23 protein-coding genes are annotated in these 22,408 nt (G+C 40.8%); 22 read left to right on the forward strand and 1 reads right to left on the reverse strand.

The features are described 5' to 3' along the window. The first annotated feature begins 42 nt into the window (after positions 1–42). The 13 genes from ccrZ (at position 43) to B7720_RS04410 (ending at position 10,389) form a co-directional block, all read left to right on the forward strand. Positions 43–837, forward strand: a complete 795-nt coding sequence (gene ccrZ, locus B7720_RS04345; RefSeq protein ID WP_000363019.1) for a cell cycle regulator CcrZ — start codon at positions 43–45, stop codon at positions 835–837. Beyond that, complete coding sequence (trmB, locus tag B7720_RS04350) at positions 834–1,469, forward strand: tRNA (guanosine(46)-N7)-methyltransferase TrmB (RefSeq protein ID WP_001266088.1); 636 nt, start codon at positions 834–836, stop codon at positions 1,467–1,469. Before ccrZ ends, trmB begins: the two co-directional genes overlap by 4 nt. Positions 1,470–1,595: 126 nt before the next feature. Further along, positions 1,596–2,075 (forward strand): ribosome maturation factor RimP, encoded by a 480-nt coding sequence (gene rimP, locus B7720_RS04355; RefSeq protein ID WP_000338695.1) that lies wholly within the window; start codon positions 1,596–1,598, stop codon positions 2,073–2,075. Positions 2,076–2,117: 42 nt separating this feature from the next. Further along, a complete protein-coding gene (gene nusA / locus B7720_RS04360; RefSeq protein ID WP_000032277.1) occupies positions 2,118–3,254 on the forward strand; it encodes a transcription termination factor NusA in 1,137 nt (378 codons plus the stop codon). Positions 3,255–3,275: 21 nt separating this feature from the next. Continuing rightward, a complete protein-coding gene (rnpM, locus tag B7720_RS04365; protein ID WP_000857560.1) occupies positions 3,276–3,569 on the forward strand; it encodes an RNase P modulator RnpM in 294 nt (97 codons plus the stop codon). Further along, positions 3,562–3,861 (forward strand): YlxQ-related RNA-binding protein, encoded by a 300-nt coding sequence (locus B7720_RS04370; protein WP_001041396.1) that lies wholly within the window; start codon positions 3,562–3,564, stop codon positions 3,859–3,861. The genes rnpM and B7720_RS04370 overlap by 8 nt, the downstream gene beginning before the upstream one ends. A 16-nt stretch (positions 3,862–3,877) precedes the next feature. Continuing rightward, entirely contained in the window at positions 3,878–6,664 is a 2,787-nt protein-coding gene (gene infB / locus B7720_RS04375; RefSeq protein ID WP_084856708.1) for a translation initiation factor IF-2, read from the forward strand. 167 nt (positions 6,665–6,831) lie between these two features. Then, complete coding sequence (gene rbfA, locus B7720_RS04380; RefSeq protein WP_001273601.1) at positions 6,832–7,182, forward strand: 30S ribosome-binding factor RbfA; 351 nt, start codon at positions 6,832–6,834, stop codon at positions 7,180–7,182. Between the two features lie 150 nt (positions 7,183–7,332). Next, the gene (locus B7720_RS04385; protein ID WP_001118426.1) at positions 7,333–8,112 is read left to right on the forward strand and encodes a hypothetical protein; all 780 of its coding nucleotides are present in this window, start codon (positions 7,333–7,335) and stop codon (positions 8,110–8,112) included. A 1-nt stretch (position 8,113) separates the two neighbouring features. Continuing rightward, positions 8,114–8,296, forward strand: a complete 183-nt coding sequence (locus B7720_RS04390) for a hypothetical protein (protein ID WP_049537884.1) — start codon at positions 8,114–8,116, stop codon at positions 8,294–8,296. 261 nt (positions 8,297–8,557) lie between these two features. Beyond that, the gene (locus B7720_RS04400; RefSeq protein WP_000368739.1) at positions 8,558–8,791 is read left to right on the forward strand and encodes a DUF1858 domain-containing protein; all 234 of its coding nucleotides are present in this window, start codon (positions 8,558–8,560) and stop codon (positions 8,789–8,791) included. Then, positions 8,791–10,125, forward strand: a complete 1,335-nt coding sequence (locus B7720_RS04405) for a DUF438 domain-containing protein (protein WP_084856710.1) — start codon at positions 8,791–8,793, stop codon at positions 10,123–10,125. Before B7720_RS04400 ends, B7720_RS04405 begins: the two co-directional genes overlap by 1 nt. A gap of 9 nt (positions 10,126–10,134) precedes the next feature. Then, positions 10,135–10,389, forward strand: a complete 255-nt coding sequence (locus B7720_RS04410) for a DUF1912 family protein (protein WP_000119707.1) — start codon at positions 10,135–10,137, stop codon at positions 10,387–10,389. A 42-nt stretch (positions 10,390–10,431) separates the two neighbouring features. Here B7720_RS04410 and B7720_RS04415 read toward each other — a convergent pair whose 3' ends face one another. Continuing rightward, positions 10,432–10,737, reverse strand: coding sequence for a DUF898 family protein (locus tag B7720_RS04415; protein ID WP_001058555.1), 306 nt, complete (start codon positions 10,735–10,737; stop codon positions 10,432–10,434). A gap of 217 nt (positions 10,738–10,954) precedes the next feature. On the opposite strand from B7720_RS04415, the gene B7720_RS04420 reads away from it, so the two are divergent. From B7720_RS04420 to rpoE, 9 genes are all read left to right on the forward strand, one after another. Continuing rightward, positions 10,955–11,350, forward strand: coding sequence for a helix-hairpin-helix domain-containing protein (locus tag B7720_RS04420; RefSeq protein WP_000038702.1), 396 nt, complete (start codon positions 10,955–10,957; stop codon positions 11,348–11,350). A 278-nt stretch (positions 11,351–11,628) separates the two neighbouring features. Then, positions 11,629–12,192: a GNAT family N-acetyltransferase gene (locus B7720_RS04425; RefSeq protein ID WP_000196169.1), complete on the forward strand. Its 564-nt coding sequence runs from the start codon at positions 11,629–11,631 to the stop codon at positions 12,190–12,192. 3 nt (positions 12,193–12,195) lie between these two features. Next, positions 12,196–13,260 carry a hypothetical protein gene (locus B7720_RS04430; RefSeq protein WP_000995845.1) on the forward strand — a complete coding sequence of 355 codons (1,065 nt, stop codon included), beginning with the start codon at positions 12,196–12,198 and terminating at the stop codon, positions 13,258–13,260. A gap of 18 nt (positions 13,261–13,278) precedes the next feature. After that, positions 13,279–15,930, forward strand: coding sequence for a valine--tRNA ligase (locus tag B7720_RS04435; RefSeq protein WP_084856712.1), 2,652 nt, complete (start codon positions 13,279–13,281; stop codon positions 15,928–15,930). 23 nt (positions 15,931–15,953) lie between these two features. After that, entirely contained in the window at positions 15,954–17,189 is a 1,236-nt protein-coding gene (locus B7720_RS04440; RefSeq protein ID WP_001277664.1) for a hypothetical protein, read from the forward strand. After that, a complete protein-coding gene (locus B7720_RS04445; protein ID WP_000182993.1) occupies positions 17,182–18,609 on the forward strand; it encodes a hypothetical protein in 1,428 nt (475 codons plus the stop codon). Before B7720_RS04440 ends, B7720_RS04445 begins: the two co-directional genes overlap by 8 nt. Positions 18,610–18,636: 27 nt before the next feature. Next, complete coding sequence (locus B7720_RS04450; protein WP_000185415.1) at positions 18,637–19,857, forward strand: DNA cytosine methyltransferase; 1,221 nt, start codon at positions 18,637–18,639, stop codon at positions 19,855–19,857. Between the two features lie 70 nt (positions 19,858–19,927). Next, a complete protein-coding gene (locus B7720_RS09670) occupies positions 19,928–21,505 on the forward strand; it encodes a hypothetical protein (RefSeq protein WP_162281767.1) in 1,578 nt (525 codons plus the stop codon). Positions 21,506–21,636: 131 nt separating this feature from the next. Then, positions 21,637–22,227 (forward strand): DNA-directed RNA polymerase subunit delta, encoded by a 591-nt coding sequence (rpoE, locus tag B7720_RS04460; RefSeq protein WP_000418415.1) that lies wholly within the window; start codon positions 21,637–21,639, stop codon positions 22,225–22,227. Positions 22,228–22,408 lie beyond the last annotated feature (181 nt).

Genomic DNA, 22,408 nt, shown 5'->3' on the forward strand with positions numbered 1-22,408 from the left:
AAACTAGTAGAATAGTAAGGAAACTTTATACGGAGGAAAGAAATGGACTTGGGTGATAATGAGCTAACGCTAACCCCTATCCCTGGGAAGAGCGGCAAAGCTTATATGGGAAGCTACCCTGATGGGAAGCGCGTCTTTGTAAAAATGAACACCTCTCCAATCCTACCTGGCCTAGCCAGAGAACAAATCGCTCCTCAATTACTATGGACTCGTCGTTTGCCAGATGGCCGTGATATGTGTGCTCAGGAATGGCTGACGGGCAAAATCTTGACCCCTTACGATATGAATCGCAAGCAGATTATCAATATCTTGAACCGCCTTCACCGCTCGCGTCCTTTGATGAAGCAGTTGAGCCGTTTGGGATATACCATGGAAACACCAGTTGATTTGCTACGTTCTTGGCAGCAAGGAGTTCCAGAAATCTTGAAGCAGAACCACTATTTGAACAGTGTGATTGCTGAGCTAGGTAAGACGGTTCCAGGTTTTAGGGAAGACCATGCAACGATTGTGCACGGGGATCTTCGTCATAGTAATTGGATTGAAACAGAGAGTGGACTCGTTTATCTAGTGGATTGGGATTCGGTTCGTCTGACGGATCGTATGTTTGATGTGGCGCATTTGCTATGCCACTACATTCCGGATCATCAGTGGCGCCAATGGTTGAGAGACTACGGCTATAAGTACAATCAGACAGTGTTAGATAAATTGTATTGGTATGGTCAGTATTCTTATTTGAACCAGATTGCCAAATACTGTGAAAATCAAGATTTAGACAATGTAAACCGGGAGATTTATGCCTTGCGCGTCTTCCGTGACAAGTATGGAAAGAAGAGATGAGAGTTAGAAATCGTAAAGGGGCGACAGAATTACTAGAGGCCAATCCTCAGTATGTGGTTCTCAATCCCTTGGAAGCTAAAGGGAAATGGCGAGACTTGTTTGGAAATGATCATCCTATTCATGTAGAGGTTGGAAGTGGGAAAGGGGCCTTCGTATCAGGAATGGCCAAGCAAAATCCTGACATCAACTACATTGGGATTGATATCCAAAAGTCGGTATTGAGTTATGCCTTGGATAAGGTATTAGAAGTTGGAGTGCCCAACATCAAGTTGCTGTGGGTAGATGGTTCAGATCTGACCGACTACTTTGAAGACGGTGAGATTGATCGTCTCTACCTAAACTTTTCAGATCCCTGGCCTAAAAAACGCCATGAAAAACGTCGTTTGACTTACAAGAGTTTCTTGGATACCTTCAAGCGCATCTTGCCTGAGAATGGGGAAATCCATTTCAAGACAGATAACCGTGGCTTGTTTGAGTACAGTCTAGTGAGCTTTTCTCAGTATGGGATGAAACTAAATGGTGTTTGGCTAGACTTGCATGCCAGTGATTTTGAAGGCAATGTCATGACAGAGTATGAGCAAAAATTCTCCAGCAAAGGTCAAGTGATCTACCGAGTTGAAGCAGAATTTTAAGAACTAGCTTGAAAACCAGCTAGTTGAGTGCTAATGCTTTACATAAATTGACAAACGTGCTATACTGATAGTAAGAATATGAGAAAGAGAGGCGGGGAAATATCTTCGCCTCTTGCTTATGAGGAGGTGGACGCAATCGCAACAATCGTAGAATTAGTCAGAGAAGTTGTAGAACCTGTCATCCAAGCGCCTTTCGAGCTCGTGGATATCGAGTATGGAAAGATTGGCAGTGACATGATTCTCAGTATTTTTGTAGATAAACCCGAAGGAATTACCTTGAACGACACGGCAGACTTGACAGAAATCATCAGTCCTGTCCTAGACACCATCAAGCCTGATCCCTTCCCAGAACAATATTTCCTAGAAATCACCAGTCCAGGCTTGGAACGTCCTTTGAAAACCAAGGATGCTGTCGCTGGAGCAGTTGGGAAATACATCCATGTCGGGCTCTACCAAGCCATCGATAAGCAAAAAGTCTTTGAAGGAACTTTGGTATCCTTTGAAGAGGACGAGTTGACCATGGAATATATGGACAAGACACGTAAGAAAACCGTCCAAATTCCATACAGTTTAGTATCAAAAGCACGTTTAGCAGTAAAACTATAGAAAAGAAAGGATAGCTTTTGAGGATTCAAAAGTAAAAAGAACATGAGTAAAGAAATGCTAGAGGCCTTCCGCATTTTGGAAGAAGACAAGGGAATCAAAAAAGAAGACATCATCGACGCAGTAGTAGAGTCGCTTCGTTCCGCTTATCGCAGACGCTATGGTCAGTCTGACAGCGTAGCTATCGACTTCAATGAAAAGACAGGTGACTTTACTGTCTATACTGTCCGTGAAGTTGTTGATGAAGTATTTGATAGCCGTTTGGAAATCAGCTTGAAAGATGCCCTTGCCATTAATTCAGCCTATGAACTTGGTGACAAGATCAAGTTTGAAGAAGCACCAGCTGAGTTTGGTCGTGTAGCAGCCCAATCTGCCAAACAAACCATCATGGAAAAAATGCGCAAGCAAACACGTGCCATCACCTACAATACTTATAAAGAACATGAACAAGAAATCATGTCTGGTACAGTAGAACGATTTGACAACCGCTTTATTTACGTCAACCTTGGCAGCATCGAAGCCCAATTGTCAAAACAAGACCAAATCCCTGGAGAAGTTTTTGCTTCCCATGACCGTATCGAAGTCTACGTTTACAAGGTTGAAGACAATCCTCGTGGTGTCAACGTCTTTGTTAGCCGTAGCCATCCAGAAATGATCAAACGTTTGATGGAGCAAGAAATTCCAGAAGTGTATGATGGAACTGTTGAAATCATGAGCGTGGCTCGTGAAGCTGGTGACCGTACGAAAGTTGCCGTTCGTAGCCACAATCCAAACGTGGACGCTATCGGGACAATCGTTGGACGTGGTGGTGCCAATATCAAGAAAATCACCAGCAAATTCCACCCAGCTCGCTACGACGCCAAGAGCGACCGCATGATTCCTGTCGAAGAAAACATCGACGTTATCGAGTGGGTAGCAGATCCAGCTGAGTTTATCTACAATGCTATCGCACCTGCAGAGGTTGACCAAGTTATCTTTGATGAAAATGACAGCAAACGTGCCTTGGTCGTTGTACCTGATAACAAGCTTTCTCTTGCTATCGGTCGTCGTGGACAAAACGTTCGCTTGGCGGCTCACTTGACGGGTTACCGTATCGATATCAAGTCTGCCAGCGAATTTGAAGCTATGGAAGAAGCAGGTCAAGTTGATTACGCAGCTGCGGATGAATTGATCGAAGAATAAAAGCTGCTAGAGGAGGGAAAGATGAAAACAAGAAAAATCCCTTTGCGCAAGTCTGTTGTATCCAATGAAGTGATTGATAAGCGTGATTTGCTCCGCATTGTCAAGAACAAAGAAGGACAGGTCTTTATCGATCCGACAGGCAAGGCCAATGGCCGTGGCGCTTATATCAAGCTAGACAATGCAGAAGCCCTAGAGGCAAAAAAGAAGAAAGTCTTTAACCGTAGCTTTAACATGGAAGTGGAAGAAAGCTTTTATGACGAGTTGATCGCCTATGTAGATCACAAAGTGAAAAGAAGAGAGTTAGGACTTGAATAAGCAAAAGATAAGCAATCTCTTGGGACTGGCTCAACGAGCCGGCAGGATCATATCGGGTGAGGAATTGGTGGTCAAGGCCATTCAAGACCAGAAAGCCAAGCTAGTCTTTCTAGCCCATGATGCTGGTCCCAATCTGACCAAGAAGATTCAAGATAAAAGTGACTATTATCAAGTAGAAGTTATAACCGTGTTTTCAACACTGGAATTAAGCATAGCAGTCGGAAAATCGCGAAAGGTTTTGGCTGTGACAGATGCTGGATTTACAAAGAAAATGAGGTCTCTTATGGAATAGAAGAGGAGGACATGATTTGTCTAAGAAAAGATTGTACGAAATCGCAAAAGAACTTGGAAAAGAAAGTAAAGAAGTTGTAGCGCGTGCAAAAGAGTTGGGCTTGGATGTGAAAAGCCACTCATCGAGCGTGGAAGCTGCTGCTGCTGAACAAATCGCAGCTAGCTTTAAACCTGCACCTGCTCCTAAGGCAGAAGCAAAACCTGCAGCACCAAAAGCAAGTGTAGAAAAGAAAGCAGAAAAGCCTGTATCAGCTAAACCAGTAGTCGCTAAGGAAGAAAGTAAATCAGCTACACCTGCAGCTCCTAAAGAAGAAAAAGTAGTGGCCGCAAGACCACAAAGTCGAAACTTCAAGGCGGAGCGTGAGGCGCGTGCCAAAGAGCAGGCAGAGCGACGCAAACAAAACAAGGGCAACAACCGTGACCAACAACAAAACGGCAACCGTCAGAAAAACGACGGCCGTAATGGTGGCAAACCTGGTCAAGGGAACCGCGACAATCGCCGATTTAACGACCAAGGGAAAAAACCACAAGGTCAAGGGAATCGTGGCAATGATCGCCGTCAGCAACAAGACTTCCAGCCAAAACAAGCTGGCCCACGTGTTGACTTTAAAGCCCGTGCAGCAGCCCTAAAAGCAGAGCAAAATGCAGAGTACGCACGCTCAAGCGAGGAGCGCTTCAAACAATCGCAAGCAGCCAAAGAAGCCTTGGCTCAAGCTAACAAACGCAAGGAGCCAGAGGAAATCTTTGAAGAAGCTGCTAAGTTAGCTGAACAAACGCAGCCAGCTATAACAGTAGCTCCTGTAGCGAAAGAAGCGCCAGTGGATACACGTCGTAAAAAACAAGCTCGACCAGACAAAGAACGTGACGATTATGATCACGAAGAAGATGGTCCTAGAAAACAACAAAAGAATCGAAGTAGTCAGAATCAAGTGAGAAATCAAAGAAATAGTAACTGGAATAACAACAAGAAAAATAAAAAAGGGAACAAGCAAAACAACCGTAACCAGACTCCAAAACCTGTTACAGAGCGTAAGTTCCACGAATTGCCAACAGAATTTGAGTATACAGATGGTATGACTGTTGCGGAAATCGCAAAACGTATTAAACGTGAACCAGCTGAAATCGTTAAGAAACTCTTTATGATGGGTGTGATGGCCACACAAAATCAATCCTTGGATGGAGAAACCATCGAACTCCTCATGGTGGATTATGGTATCGAAGCCAAACAAAAGGTTGAAGTGGATAATGCCGACATCGAACGTTTCTTTGTCGAAGATGGCTACCTTAACGAAGATGAATTGGTTGAGCGTCCACCAGTTGTAACCATCATGGGACACGTTGACCATGGTAAAACAACCCTCTTGGATACCCTTCGTAACTCTCGTGTTGCGACAGGTGAAGCAGGTGGTATCACTCAGCATATCGGTGCCTACCAAATCGTGGAAAATGGCAAGAAGATCACCTTCCTTGATACACCAGGACACGCGGCCTTTACCTCTATGCGTGCGCGTGGTGCATCTGTTACCGATATTACTATCTTGGTCGTAGCGGCCGACGACGGGGTTATGCCTCAGACTATCGAAGCCATCAACCACTCAAAAGCAGCCAACGTTCCAATTATCGTGGCTATCAACAAGATTGATAAACCAGGTGCTAACCCAGAACGCGTTATCGGTGAATTGGCAGAGCATGGTGTTATGTCAACAGCTTGGGGTGGTGATTCTGAATTTGTTGAAATCTCAGCTAAATTCAACCAAAATATCGAAGAATTGTTGGAAACAGTCCTTCTTGTAGCTGAAATCCAAGAACTCAAGGCAGACCCAACAGTGCGTGCGATCGGTACGGTTATCGAAGCGCGCTTGGATAAAGGAAAAGGTGCGGTCGCAACCCTTCTTGTCCAACAAGGTACCTTGAATGTCCAAGACCCAATCGTTGTCGGAAATACCTTCGGTCGTGTCCGTGCTATGACCAATGACCTTGGTCGTCGTGTTAAGGTTGCAGGTCCATCAACACCAGTTTCTATTACAGGTTTGAACGAAGCGCCAATGGCGGGTGACCACTTTGCCGTTTACGAAGATGAAAAATCTGCGCGTGCAGCAGGTGAAGAACGTGCAAAACGTGCCCTCATGAAACAACGCCAAGCTACCCAACGTGTCAGCCTTGAAAACCTCTTTGATACGCTTAAAGCTGGTGAGCTTAAGTCAGTTAATGTTATCATCAAGGCCGACGTACAAGGTTCTGTTGAAGCCCTTTCTGCCTCACTTCAAAAGATCGATGTAGAAGGTGTCAAAGTTACCATTGTCCACTCGGCAGTCGGTGCTATCAACGAATCTGACGTGACTCTTGCGGAAGCTTCAAATGCCTTTATCGTTGGTTTCAACGTACGCCCTACACCTCAAGCGCGTCAACAAGCGGAAGCTGACGATGTAGAAATCCGTCTCCACAGCATTATTTACAAGGTTATCGAAGAGATGGAAGAAGCTATGAAAGGGATGCTTGACCCAGAATTTGAAGAAAAAGTTATCGGTGAAGCAGTTATCCGTGAAACCTTCAAGGTATCTAAAGTGGGAACCATTGGTGGATTCATGGTTATCAACGGTAAGGTTACCCGTGACTCGAAAGTCCGTGTTATCCGTGACGGTGTCGTTATCTATGACGGCGAACTCGCAAGCTTGAAACACTACAAAGACGACGTCAAAGAAGTTACAAACGGTCGTGAAGGTGGTCTCATGATTGATGGCTACAATGATATCAAGACTGATGATGTGATTGAGGCTTATGTCATGGAAGAAATCAAACGATAATAGAGAAACGATAGCCAATTTGACTCGTCGTCAACAAGCGCCTTGATGAACCCTTAGTTCTATCTAAGGCTTGTTTCCTAGATTCAAATGGCTCTAGTTCCTCTATCTAACAGAAATAGCTAGGTCTGCTGGCCTAGCTTTTGGTTCAAAGTAGAGAAAGGAATATCATGGCAAATCATTTCCGTACGGATCGTGTGGGCATGGAAATCAAGCGTGAAGTCAACGAGATTTTGCAAAAGAAGGTCCGTGATCCGCGTGTCCAAGGTGTGACCATCACCGATGTTCAGATGCTAGGTGACTTGTCTGTAGCCAAGGTTTACTACACCATTTTGAGTAACCTTGCTTCGGATAACCAAAAAGCTCAAATTGGGCTTGAAAAAGCAACTGGTACCATCAAACGTGAACTTGGTCGCAATTTGAAATTGTACAAAATCCCAGATTTAACCTTCGTCAAAGATGAGTCCATCGAATATGGAAACAAGATTGACGAGATGTTACGCAATCTGGATAAGAACTAAGAAGGAGGGGTAACCCTCTTTTTTGTTGCCAGAGCATGATCATTACTATTTGACGATATATCTATCTGATAAAAATCGGTTTAAAAAATTTGTAAATTTCAAATAGTATGATATGATAAACCTTGATATAAATGAAAAACGGAGAGATATATGGCTAAACAAGATATAGCTATGCAAGTACTACAACAAGTGGTGAAACTACCCGTAGTCAAGGTCGATCGAGAAAAGTTTTTAGTAGAAAAGTTTTCAAAGGAATTAGACCGTAAGGATATTCCAACTTTGATTGAACAAGGACCGACGGCTTTATTACCCCAGGAAAGCTTGGATCGCGTGGCCAAGGCCTGTATTAAGGACAATGTCCTGTTAGCCAGTGGAACTTCGGTTTTGGCTGGTCTACCTGGAGGGATTGTCATGGCGATTACTATTCCGACAGACGTAGCCCAGTTTTATGCATTCTCATTAAAACTAGCTCAGGAACTAGGGTATATTTACGGATTTGATGATCTCTGGGCATCGCGCAATGAGTTAAGTGAAGATGCTAAAAACACTCTCGTGCTGTATCTCGGTGTGATGCTGGGAGTAAATGGCGCAGGTGCTCTGCTTCGATCAGGCGGTGTGACAGTAGCCAAGCAAGTCATAAAAGTAGTGAACAAGAAAGCCTTGACAAAGACGCTCTGGTATCCTATTTTAGAAAAAGTTTTGAAGATTTTTGGAGTCAATCTGACAAAAGGAGGCCTAGCCAAAGGGATGGGGAAAGTGATCCCTATCCTAGGTGGAGTCATTTCTGGGGGCTTAACCTTTGCGACCATGAAACCGATGGGAGAAAGATTGCAACGGGAATTGTCCAAGCTAGTCAACTACAATGAAGCGCAATATCAAAGAGACGTTGATATTATCCGAAAAGAGGTCGAAATCATCGAAGGAGAGTAATATGGGACTTATAAAAACTCTAGCTAAAACTTACGGGAATTACTTTTTCGTGATGCAAAGCGTCAAAGTCCTGAAGAACATGAAAAAAGATGACAATGCTCTAGTAGGTTTCGGGAAAGTACTGCTTGCTGACAAGCTGATGGATGTAGCCCAGTGGCTCGCAAAACCAGATGATAAGGAATAACTTGAAATGAAAGAAACTAGCAGGAACTCCGCTACTAGTTTTTTAATCTCTTTCCATATGGTATAATATAAGCAGTAAAATCATTTTATACTCTTCGAAAATCTCTTCAAACCACGTCAGCTTCACCTTGCCGTAGGTATGGTTACTGACTTCGTCAGTTCTATCCACAACCTCAAAACACTGTTTTGAGCAACCTGCGGCTAGCTTCCTAGTTTGCTCTTTGATTTTCATTGAGTATTAGAACATACAATGGAGGTCGTCATGGACAATATCATCGATGTATCAATTCCCGTTGCAGAAGTGGTGGACAAGCATCCAGAAGTCTTGGAAATCCTAGTGGAGCTGGGTTTTAAACCACTTGCTAATCCCTTGATGCGCAACACAGTCGGTCGCAAAGTATCGCTGAAGCAGGGTTCTAAACTTGAAGGAACTCCTATGGACAAGATTGTCCGCACACTGGAAGCGAATGGTTACGAAGTGATTGGATTAGACTAATGGCAGATGAACGGATTCATATCCTACGGGATATTTTGTTAGAATTGCACAACGGCGCCTCTCCCGAGTCAGTTCAGGAGCGTTTTGATGCGACTTTTACGGGTGTTTCAGCCATTGAGATTTCCCTCATGGAGCACGAGCTGATGAACTCAGACTCAGGTGTCACCTTTGAAGATGTCATGGAACTCTGCGATGTCCATGCTAATCTTTTTAAAAATGCTGTTAAGGGCGTCGAAGTAGAGGATACTGAACACCCTGGCCACCCAGTTCGCGTCTTCAAGGATGAAAATCTGGCTCTCCGTGCAGCTTTGATTCGCATTCGGAGACTGTTGGATACCTATGAGTCTATGGAAGATGAGGAAATGCTGGCAGAGATGCGCAAGGGCTTGGTCCGTCAAATGGGGCTGTTGGGCCAATTTGATATTCACTATCAGCGCAAGGAAGAGCTCTTTTTTCCCATCATGGAGCGCTATGGTCACGATTCACCTCCTAAAGTCATGTGGGGGGTGGATGACCAGATTAGAGAACTCTTTCAGACAGCTCTAGCGACGGCTAAGGAACTACCAGAAGTGGCGATTTCCACTGTAAAGGAGGCCTTTGAAGCTTTTGCGACAGAGTTTGAAAGTATGATTTTCAAGGAAGAGTCCATCCTTCTCATGATTCTTCTTGAGTCCTTCACCCAGGATGACTGGATTCAGATTGCGGAGGAGAGCGATGCCTACGGCTATGCCATCATCCGTCCGTCTGAAAAATGGGTGCCAGAACGACAGAGTTTCGTTGAGGAAAAGAGTGCAGAGGAGCCCGTGCAGCTGGACACGGCTGAAGGTCAAGTTCAGCAAGTTATCGATACACCAGAAGGCCAGTTCACCATTACCTTTACCCCTAAGGAAAAGGAAGCAGTGCTGGACCGTCATAGTCAACAGGCTTTTGGCAATGGTTATCTCTCCGTCGAGCAGGCCAATCTCATCCTCAATCACCTCCCTATGGAGATCACTTTTGTCAATAAAGACGATATTTTTCAGTATTACAATGACAATACGCCAGCTGATGAGATGATTTTCAAACGGACGCCGTCCCAAGTCGGGCGCAATGTAGAACTCTGCCATCCGCCCAAATATCTAGAAAAGGTGAAGGCCGTTATGCAAGGTCTTCGTGAAGGGGTCAAGGACAAGTATGAAATGTGGTTCAAGTCAGATTCGCGAGGCAAGTTTGTCCACATTACCTATGCTGCGGTACACGATGAAAACGGGGAATTCCAAGGCGTGTTGGAGTATGTTCAGGATATCCAGCCCTACCGAGAGATTGATACGGACTTCTTCCGTGGATTAGAATAAGGAGAATCAATGAGTTACGAACAAGAATTTATGAAGGAATTTGAAGCCTGGGTCAATACCCAGATCATGATCAACGACATGGCGCACAAGGAAAGTCAAAAAGTCTACGAAGAAGACCAAGACGAGCGTGCCAAAGATGCCATGATTCGCTACGAAAGTCGCTTGGATGCTTATCAGTTCTTGCTTGGTAAGTTTGAAAATTTCAAGGCGGGCAAGGGATTTCATGATCTGCCAGAGGGATTGTTTGGCGAACGGAATTACTAATCATTGCAAATCAAAAAGTGCGTATGAACGCACTTTTTCTATTTATACGTGATGCGTGTGTTTGGTAATCCATTGTTCCATTTTGATATGCAACCAGAATGAATAGATGCCCAAGGTGATGATGGTGAGCAAGAACCACTTGATCCAGTTCCCGAATAATTGAGAACCAGTTCCGTCAAAATAAAGGCGACGTCCATCGATGACAGTATGCTTAACCTTCCAGTTTTGCATCATGCAAACTGCCCAAGGCGTAGCGATTCCAACAGTAAAGCCCATGATAAGCATGGCTAGGATAGCATGTCCAACGTAGCTCAAAAGACCGCCGTCAAAGTAACTTTCGTTATTCATATCGTTCTCCTTATCAGCTTTTTACGTGAATCAGTCTTGCACATTACTGCATATTTTATCAAGAAGTCGAATCATTGTCAAATTAGATTGAAAGAGAAAACGGCTAGATTTTTAAGGGGAATCTTATTTCCTTTCTTGATTTTTTCCAAAAATCTTGATAGAATATCTTTATTAAATCCTTGTCAGAGCAGGGATTTTTTATTGAAAGGATTTTATCATGTCAAAGAAACTCCAACGTAAAAAACAATTGCGAAATAGCCTTCGTCGCTCAGGTGCATTTTCAAGTACGGTGACCAAAGTTGTCGAAGAGACCAAGAAAGTTGTGAAACATGCAGAAAAATCTGCCAGCCAAGCAGGAAAAGTTGTCTCTAAAAAAGTGGAACAAGCAGTAGAAGCGACTAAAGAGCAAGCTCAAAAAGTAGCCAATTCAGTAGAAGATTTCGCAGCTACTTTGGGTGGCCTCTCAGTAGATCGTGCTAAGACTTTCTATGATGAAGGCATCAAGTCGGCTGCTGACTTTAAAAACTGGACTGAAAAAGAACTCCTTGCCTTGAAAGGAATCGGTCCAGCTACCATTAAGAAATTAAAAGAACACGGCATCAGTTTCAAGTAATTTTTCTTGTCCCTTGCATTTCCGTCAAAAACTTGCTACAATAAAGCCATTAGAGGTGTTTTGAATCCCACATTTTACAGAAAGTGGCGGTGCTGAGAAGTCCACAAATGTGTCAAAACTGGTTGCTGATGGATAAAAAATGAAATAATATTGTCTTTTTGTTTTAAAGACGAGAGTTGCGGGCATCTGCCCGAAATTGGGTGGTACCGCGGATAAGCACATTCGTCCCTGTCATGGATATGGCAGGGACGATTTTTTGTAGAAAGCGAGGTAGAAGGATGACAAGAGCAGAGTTGCCAGAAAGAATCGAAACAGAACGTCTCGTTTTACGAGTCCGAACAGTGGCTGATGCCGAGGATATCCATGCCTACGCCAGTCTCCCAGAGGTCGCCTATCCAGCAGCATTTCACCCCGTCAAGAGCTTGGAAGATGAGATTTATTATCTGGAGCATATTCTGCCCGAGCGTAATGAAAAGAACAATCTCCCAGCGGGCTATGGAATTGTCGTTAAAGGAACCGATAAAGTCATCGGCTCTGTTGATTTCCCTCGTCGTCACGAGGATGATGTCTTGGAGATTGGCTATATCTTACATCCAGACCATTGGGGTCTAGGTTATGTTCCAGAAGCAGCGCGTGCCTTGATTGACCTAGCTTTTAAAGAACTGGGTCTTCATAAGATTGAGATGACTTGCTTTGGCTACAATGCCCAAAGTCAACGAGTCGCGGAAAAATTAGGCTTTACCCTCGAAGCTCGCATAAGAGAACGCAAAGATGCCCAAGGCAATCGTTGTGACAGTTTGATATATGGCTTGCTGAGGAGTGAGTGGGAAGCTAGAAGTTGATAGTTGAACTGTTCGAGAAAATCGAACAGTTGGGATGTATTGAAGAATTTCGAAAGCGAGGTGAGAGGATTGGAAACAAGCCAGATTATTACTCTAATTAGTGGAGCAGGAATAGGGGCTATCTTGAGTGCGATTTTAGTGTTTGTTAATAATAGTAAAAGAAATCAACTTGATTATATTACTAAAGAACGCTCTGAATGGAGAAAAAACATAAAGTTGATAATTGTTGATTTGCTAAATGGAGAAAATAGGGAATCTGCAGTAAATAGTCTTAGAACACAAATCAATCCATACGGCTATTGTAGAAATATTAAATATACTAATGAGTATTACATGAAAGATGGACATATTTGGGACCTTTTAAATGATTTTGATTACTCAGAAGAAAAATCGCAAATACTCAGTCAGTATTTAAGGTTACTCTTGAAATATGATTGGGAACGTTCAAAAAATGAGGTTAGAATTAATAATAATTTCTTATGGAATTTTTTAAGATGGGGATTGATAATTCTAAACTTAATAATGTTATTTTGGGCGGGAAATGTGAATAATGAAGTAAATATGTATTTATCATTATTTTCAGTTATTCTTTTATTTTTACAACCGCACCTAATAGAATTTCTATCTAAACTCAATTTTGATTCGCCTAAAGAAAAAACTATTTTAATGTTAACCTTTTTAGTAGGATTTGTATCACCTTATCTTTATTCACTTTATTTAACATTTATTTTATTAAATTTTTATAATCTATTTAAATTGAATTTTCTGGTAAATATCTTCCCGTTAATTTTGATGTTAATTATAATTTCTTCCGAACTTTTGCTTATTTATCAAATTTTTAATATAGACTATAAATATATTTCTCAAATAAAAAAGATAGAAAAAAATAGGACTGATTTAGAGTTAAAATATTACGAAATTTATAATTTAAACTCTAGATTGAAACAAAAATCATGGGATATAAAGTATAATATAACAAAAGAAGATGTTAATAAACTAAAAAAAGAACAGATAAAATTACGCAAGAAAATAAATAAGAAACTAAACAAGAAATTAAAAAGAAACTAATTATTAAGGAGAACACACATGTCTAAAGAACTTTCACCTAAATACAATCCAGCCGAGGTTGAGGCTGGTCGTTACCAAAAATGGCTTGATGCCGATGTTTTCAAGCCTTCAGGCGATAAAAAGGCTAAGCCTTATTCTATCGTGATTCCACCACCAAACGTAACTGGTAAACTCCACCTTGGTCACGCTTGGGACACGACTTTACAGGATATCATCATCCGTCAAAAACGCATGCAAGGTTTTGATACGCTTTGGCTTCCAGGGATGGACCACGCGGGGATTGCGACTCAAGCTAAAGTTGAGGAGCGCTTGCGTGGTGAGGGCATTTCCCGCTATGACCTTGGTCGTGAGAAATTCCTCGAGAAAGTCTGGGAATGGAAAGACGAATATGCCACTACCATCAAGGAACAATGGGGCAAGATGGGCCTCTCTGTAGACTACTCTCGCGAGCGTTTCACCCTTGACGAAGGTTTGTCAAAAGCTGTTCGTAAGGTCTTTGTGGACCTTTACAAGAAAGGCTGGATCTACCGTGGTGAATTCATCATCAACTGGGACCCAGCAGCTCGCACAGCCCTTTCTGATATCGAGGTGATTCACAAGGACGTCGAAGGTGCCTTCTACCACATGAACTACATGCTGGAAGATGGCTCACGCGCCCTTGAAGTTGCGACAACCCGTCCTGAGACTATGTTTGGGGATGTTGCCGTTGCTGTCAATCCAGAAGACCCACGCTACAAGGACTTGATTGGTAAAAACGTCATCCTTCCAATCGCTAATAAATTGATTCCAATCGTTGGAGACGAACACGCAGATCCTGAGTTTGGTACTGGTGTCGTGAAAATCACACCTGCCCATGATCCAAACGACTTCTTAGTTGGTCAACGTCATAACTTACCACAAGTTAATGTCATGAACGATGACGGAACCATGAACGACTTGGCTTTTGAATTTGCTGGTATGGACCGTTTCGAAGCTCGTAAGGCAGTCGTTGCTAAGTTGGAAGAAATCGGTGCCCTTGTTAAAATCGAAAAACGTGTCCACAGTGTTGGTCACTCAGAGCGTACTGGTGTAGTGGTTGAACCACGCTTGTCTACTCAATGGTTCGTCAAGATGGACCAATTGGCTAAAAATGCCATTGCCAACCAAGACACAGAGGACAAGGTAGAATTCTACCCACCTCGTTTCAACGATACCTTCCTCCAATGGATGGAAAATGTCCACGACTGGGTGATCTCTCGTCAGCTCTGGTGGGGTCACCAAATCCCTGCTTGGTACAATGCTGAGGGTGAAATGTACGTCGGCGAAGAAGCACCTGAAGGTGACGGATGGACTCAGGACGAAGACGTCTTGGATACTTGGTTCAGTTCTGCCCTTTGGCCATTCTCAACCATGGGCTGGCCTGGTGTCGACTCAGAAGACTTCAAACGTTACTTCCCAACTTCAACCTTAGTAACAGGTTACGACATCATCTTCTTCTGGGTGTCTCGTATGATCTTCCAATCCTTGGAATTCACTGGTCGTCAGCCATTCCAAAACGTTCTTATCCATGGTCTCATTCGTGATGAGCAAGGACGCAAGATGTCTAAATCTCTTGGTAACGGGATTGACCCAATGGATGTCATCGAGAAATACGGTGCCGATGCCCTTCGTTGGTTCCTTTCAAACGGTTCTGCACCAGGCCAAGACGTCCGCTTCTCTTACGAGAAAATGGATGCTTCATGGAACTTCATTAACAAAATCTGGAACATCTCTCGCTACATCCTCATGAATAATGAGGGCTTGACTCTTGAGCAAGCAACGGCTAATGTCGAAAAAGTTTCCAACAAGGAAGCTGGAAATGTCACAGACCGCTGGATTCTCCACAACCTCAATGAAACGATCGGCAAAGTCACTGAAAACTTTGATAAGTTTGAGTTTGGTGTCGCTGGACACATCCTTTACAACTTCATCTGGGATGAGTTTGCGGACTGGTACGTTGAGTTGACCAAGGAAGTTCTTTATAGCGATAACGAAGAAGAGAAAGTCATCACACGTTCTGTTCTCCTTTACACTTTGGACAAGATCCTTCGTCTCCTTCACCCAATCATGCCATTTGTGACAGAGGAAATCTTTGGACAAATCTCAGAAGGCTCTATCGTTACAGCAGCATACCCAACTGTCAACCCAGCCTTTGAAGACCTCGCGGCTCACACAGGTGTGGAAAGTCTTAAAGACTTGATCCGTGCCGTTCGTAATGCGCGTGCGGAAGTAAACGTAGCACCAAGCAAGCCAATCACCATCCTTGTTAAGACAAGCGATAGCGACTTGGAAGCCTTCTTTAACAGCAATGTCAACTACATCAAACGCTTCACAAATCCAGAACACTTGGAAATCGCATCAACCATCCCTGCGCCTGAACTCGCTATGTCAAGCGTCATCACAGGAGCAGAAATCTACTTGCCACTGGCAGACCTCCTCAATGTCGAAGAAGAACTGGCTCGTCTCGACAAGGAACTGGCTAAATGGCAAAAAGAACTGGATATGGTAGGCAAGAAGCTCTCTAACGAACGCTTCGTAGCCAATGCCAAACCAGAAGTCGTCCAAAAAGAACGCGACAAACAAGCCGACTACCAAGCCAAATACGACGCGACCGTAGCACGTATTGATGAGATGAAGAAATTAGTGAAATAAATATTATAAAAAGGAAAAATAAAATGAGTTGTAAAATTAAGGTCTTTTCCCACACAATAGAACAAAATAGTTCTGGCAAAGAGTTACAATGTTATTTAATCGGAATGAAATTAAATGATTACTTAAATAATCTTCCTTCAGATTATCAAGACTACGATATTCAGCGAGGTATCGTTCGTAATAATTATTTAGATAATATAGGAAAAGATATTATAAAAGGTAATCATCTCCCAATAATAACTTTGACTACAGATAGTTCGATTGACAAAGAAAATGATTTAATTGAAGGTTTTAAAATATTAGATGGTTTACAAAGAACCTTTAGAATTCACCAATTATATCTTTTCTTAAAGAAAATATCGGAGGAAGAAATTAAGAATGAAATTTTTGATGTAGTTAAAAGTGAGAATAAAAATGATTTTAGAAGAAAATACCGTTCTGAATGGAAATTATCTGATGAATTTTCTTACACTGTTTTAGAAGCTAGAAACATTGTTGAGACTTTTATAAATTATAGAAAGGAATTAGTTCCTAATAATTTGCTTGATATTTTTGATAGGGAACAGTGGTTTGAAGTTTGGGAAAATTTATTAATTGAAGACGAGATTAGAAAAATGATCCTTTTAAATGCTGGTCACAAACCGATGAATAACTATCATCAGTTAGAATTGCTATTTTTAAATCAACTTTCTCTTATAAAGAAAGAGTTCTCAAAAATCGAAATAGTTAGAGGAAAAGATATGTCTACATTGGCATATGCAAAATCTCGAAAAAAGCATCAATTTTATTTTGCTCACATTATTGAAACAATTTTATCATTTTTAAACGAGGATGTAGTTACTTTAAATTCATCGCTAATCCAATCTATTCAAGAAGGGGACGATGCATCCATTCGTATACAAGAGAATCCTGAAATCATTTCTGAAACAATTAATTTTCTACTGGAGTTTGATGATATTTTAGATTCTCAATTTGGTAACGAAGGAACTAAATGGATTGCAAAAGATACAGTTTTAACAGCAGTTGTTGTTGCAATTTCTAGAAAAGGAATTTCATATAAAGATTTTATTGAACTTTTAAATAAATATCCTAACAAGTTGAATGTTGAAGGTTTCAATGATTGGAGAAAAACTCTTGATATTTCTAGTATAAATATTGGAAAACATACTAAGGAAACCGTTATTTTAGGTATTTCAGATTTTATAGAAAATCATAATCTTATAAATTGGAAGTTATATTCTGGAGGGTTAAATGACTAATTTGATAAAAATAGATTTTACCCCCGTATCAGACTATATAATAGAGAAGGATGTAGGTGATGACCTCTTAGATCAATTTGAGTTTCTATCAATTAATGATGATTATAATTTTGATGATTTTACTGAAGATAAATTTTTCGAGTGGTTTGGATACTACTTTAATAACGACTATTTAAATGAAATAGATATTTTTATTAACAACTATTTTCTGCCACTAGGTCTATCATTATATCTTGCACTATACAAAATCATTTGTGAAAATAGTAATGCTTTAGATAGTTTTATTGATGGCGGCGATAGTCTTTCTGATCTTATTACTGATAGCAGTTATTCAATTGAAAATTTGGGAATTGAAGATATAAATATTAATGAATCATTCAAGATTAATCATTCAACTTTTTTTATTAAAAATGATGAAGCTGACGCTCAAAGCGAACTTGAAAAATTCAACAAATTATGCAAGTTTATCGGGGAGAACATCCCAAATTTAATTAAGCAAATTCAACTTCTAAATGCTTTAACAGAATTTAATTTTGCTTCTCAAACAAATGATTGTATTTTTATTTATTCAAAACCTGAAAAGGAGTTGGCTCTTGAAGATTTGATAAGCAAATTGAAACTTTATTCAATTATTATTAATGGCAAGACAATTCATAATCCGGTCACAGTAAGTAACATTACTTATCAAAATATAGATGTTTCATTTGAAAATAACTCTGTACAGTATAGACAATTTGATGATATTGCAAATCTTTTGAGTCAGTTTAACAGCGAAAATCGTCTTCTTTCTAAATTTTTAATTCTTTATCAAATATTAGAAAATTTTGAAATAAAACATGATGTTGTAAAAGCAATGAAACATGGTGGCCAGTTTAAGGTTAGAGATTTCACGAAAATTGCCAACAATTTACCGACAAGTGAGTTAGCTTATCTTAAAAAGATTCTAAAAGAATTATTTAAATTAAGCTCTCAAGAAATCACTACTAATGGAAATCCTGTAAATCGTCATATATTAGATATAGTCAGAGATAGTTGGAATTATATTAACTCTAAAGGAGTTGATTTAAATAAGTTGAATTACCAACTAGAACAGATTGGCTTAGATAACGTTCAATTAGCTAATTTTTCTAATTTAATTATGAATTCTTCTGCAAGTAAATTTAATAACTTACAGAAGAATTCTAAAGAAGAGCAACTAATTAATTTTTTAGCTAATAGTATCTATAAACTAAGATGTTCTATTGTACACTATAAGACTCATGAATTTCATCTAAATGATGGTACTCTAGATAATATGGCAGAATTAAAATTATTTTTAACAGATTTTTTAGTACCACTTTTACATAAAATTATTTCAATTTCAATATTCTCTGATATTAGCCCAGTTGCATATACAGATAATAAATTAATTCTATTCTAATTTTAAAAATAGAAAGCAGGTTACTACATGACAAATTCTGTAAGTTCGAACCGACCTGAGAAGTACAACATTGCAGCTTTCTTCTCAGGTGTTGGGGGAATTGAGTTGGGATTTGAACAGACCAACGAGTTCAGAGTGGTGTATGCCAATGAATTTGATAAGTATGCGCGTCAGACTTATCAGTTAAACCATCCAGATACCTATTTGGATGGTCGTGATATTCACGATGTTCAGCCGGAGGATATTCCAGCTGAGCGCGTGGATGTGATTATGGGAGGATTCCCTTGTCAGGCCTTTAGTATTGCGGGTTATCGCAAGGGCTTTGATGATGATCGTGGCGATCTTTTCTTCGAATTGCTTCGCATGATTGAGGGGTGCAAACCTCGCGCTATTTTCATCGAAAACGTCAAGAATATGGTTGGTCATGACCATGGCAATACCTTCAAGGTTATTCGTGAAGCCTTGACCGAGAACAACTACTTTATCAAGTGGAAGGTTCTCAACGGGAAAGACTACGGAAATATCCCACAAAACCGTGAGCGGATATACATTGTCGGCTTTGATACCAAAGAGGCTTATGACTCGTTTGAATTCCCTGAGGAAATCAAGCTGACTACGAGTCTTCAGGATGTTATTAACTTTGGTGATAAGCTAGACGAGGTCTACTACTACCGTGAAGGTAAGCAAAATTTCTATGATCAGTTGAAATTCGAAGTGACCAGTCAAGATACGGTTTACCAGTGGCGCCGTCAGTATGTCCGTGAAAACAAAAACGGTGTTGTTCCTACCTTGACAGCCAATATGGGAACAGGTGGACACAACGTTCCATTGATTTTGACAGACAGTGGTGAGATTCGGAAGCTGACACCGAAAGAAACCTTTAACGTTCAAGGTTACCCTAAATCCTTTAAAATCCCAGAAGGTGTTTCTAACGGTCAGCTCTACAAACAAGCTGGAAACAGCGTGGTTGTGCCCGTGATTAAACGCATCGCGGAGAATGTTGCCAAGGCCTTAAATGAAAGCCAAGGTCAATCTCAACTTGACCGCTCTGGAAAATTTGCTATTATCTATACCAAGATGAACGGCCAGTTTGAAGGCGAGTCCTATGTCAAGGACTTTGCGAATAGCTATGATCAGGCTCTTGAAAAAATCAAGGCTTATGATGATGGTTTAGCAATTCTATCAGACGAAGAGTATTTGAGACTTGTAAAAAAACAAGGCAAACTCGAATTTTACAGTATTAATTAACGAATATATAAGAGGATTAGTGAAAAACTAATCTTCTTTTGATATACTGAAAATAGAAAAGAGGGTGCTTATGTGGGAACATCTAAAGTCTGAACAAAAAGAAAAATACAAAACCTTAATTACAAACTTCGCTAGTTTGAGCCAAGCTTTCTCTCAAAAGGCAGAATCCGAAGACGAGGGACAAACAGAACAATATGTAGCTCCGATTGTCAATTCCAAATTTCAGGAGACGGTATTCCAGAAGGCTTTTAATGCCGTAGGGGAAGATATCGCCAATACTTCCTATGATGCCTCTGTCGTTGTAGATGAAAATCATAAATACCTAGTGGGTATTAAGTCTTTTGGAATTAATTCTGGAGACCAAAAAATCGCTCAGTTCAAGAAGGATTCTCAAGATTGGACGGATTTGTTGGGTGATATCAAGTTTCATGCAGATATTGCTGCTGATAAAGAAACAGCAGACAAGGAAAACTATCAGCGCTATGAAGAGTTGGCGCAAAAGATTGCGACTTTAAGAAACCAGAGAATTGAGTCCTCTAAGGCACAAATCAAGGGTTTCAACTCGGATTCGGTCAATGTTGAAGCTGTTTACCATGTCCTGATGCCAACACCAAAAGGAGAAAATCCTAAGATTTTTGTTGGGGAAACATCTTATTTACCAGTCGATATTGATAATCTAGTCATTGAAGGCTCAACTACCAAAAATAATCCAACCAATTTTCGATTTACGGATGGACAACACCACTACAAGTACACTGCAGCTGACAGCCAGCTCCATATGACCTTTAACAATAAAGATATTGTGGTAGATACTTGGGACGTCCATTATATTGAAGATCCTTTTTCTCTCTTTGAAAATCTTCATTTGCTGACAGCTGAAAAGGAACAGTCCGATATCTTAGAAACAGTGTCTTGGGTTATTACAGACAAACATGGAAATGTAGAAGAAAATTCTGGTTTCAATGCCTTTAACGGTGGTTCAAAATTAGCCAAAAAAGACCGCAAGCCACGAATTTTAAAGATTCAGGATAAATTTAAGAACTGTCTGGCTCCAGAGGAACTAGCTTTTGTGACCTTCTCTCTGGAAGAAATCCTTTTGAAGAAATGGACCAGTAAGGAAGGAAAAGCTCAGATGAAGGCTATTCGTGAGGATTTGATTCACTTTGCTCACAATACTGGCAATGAAAAACTCATTAAAGAAATCGAACAACTCGTCTATCGTCCAGTAAGTGAAGTTTACATTCCTCTGCCTGACTCCAAAAATTTTCATGATGAAAGACCAGACTTCTTTGGTCCAGGTTTCGGGACCTTTGAACCTGGCACTAAAAAACTAGCTCTATCCAAAGAAGAAAGAACCTTTAAATTACGATTTTTGCCTTCTGGAGATGTCATCAATGCCTATATCAACCAAGAAGCTGGTAAGGCAATCCAGTCAACTGATAAGCAAGAAATCCTTGGGAATTGGATTTTGCGTGGTGTTTTCCAGTTGAAGGAACGAGAGGTCTTGACAGGCCAACGGCTCAATGAACTGGAAATCAATGGTATTCGTTTGACTAAGTTTAAAAATGGTGAAATCGGGATTGAATTCATCTGGATTGATACAGAAAATCCACCTCACGATGCCATCGGCTGGGTAGCAAAGGAATAAAAGGTTCTGTCACTTTCTCCCATTTAACCTTTGACTATTCTGCAAAATTATCGTACAATAAAGAGTACATGATAAAATGAGGTCAGAGTCTGTTTGCTCTGGCGATAGTAGTAAAAATGAGGAGAAACGCTTTGGAATTAGAAGTATTTGCTGGGCAAGAAAAAAGTGAACTATCTATGATTGAGGTAGCGCGTGCTATCTTGGAGCTTCGTGGTCGCGATCATGAGATGCATTTTAGCGATCTTGTAAACGAAATTCAAAACTACCTTGGAACATCAAACAGCGACATCCGCGAAGCTTTGCCTTTGTTCTACACAGAGTTGAACTTTGACGGTAGCTTCATCTCTCTTGGAGACAACAAATGGGGGCTTCGTTCATGGTATGGTGTAGACGAAATTGACGAAGAAATTATTGCTCTTGAAGAAAGTGATGACGATGAAGTAGCACCAAAAGCTAAGAAAAAACGTGTCAATGCCTTTATGGATGGTGATTCAGATGCCATTGACTACAATGCAGATGATCCAGAAGATGAAGATGCATACGAAGCAGACCCAGCTCTTTCATATGATGATGAAAATCCAGATGATGAGAAAAATGAAGTGGAAGCTTACGATGCAGAAATCAACGAAATCGCTCCTGATGACTTGGGTGAAGACGTGGATCTTAACGAAGAAGACGACGAGTTTTCTGACGATGATGCTGAAACGAGTGAAGAAGAGTAAAAGACTTCACAGAGGAGATCGCCTGATCTCCTTTTTTGTTCTTTGAGCGTGTTGTCCGTTTGAATTCGGATTTTTAGTTGGTTTGCTGAAAACAATCTTCTTTTTTCATCTTTTACCAATTCGGGTTGACAAATGTTCTGCTTTAAGGTATCATATTGTTCGGGCACCTCTTTTAGAGGTC

This window comes from Streptococcus oralis subsp. oralis (assembly GCF_002096455.1).
Taxonomy (GTDB): Bacteria; Bacillota; Bacilli; order Lactobacillales; family Streptococcaceae; genus Streptococcus; species Streptococcus oralis_CY.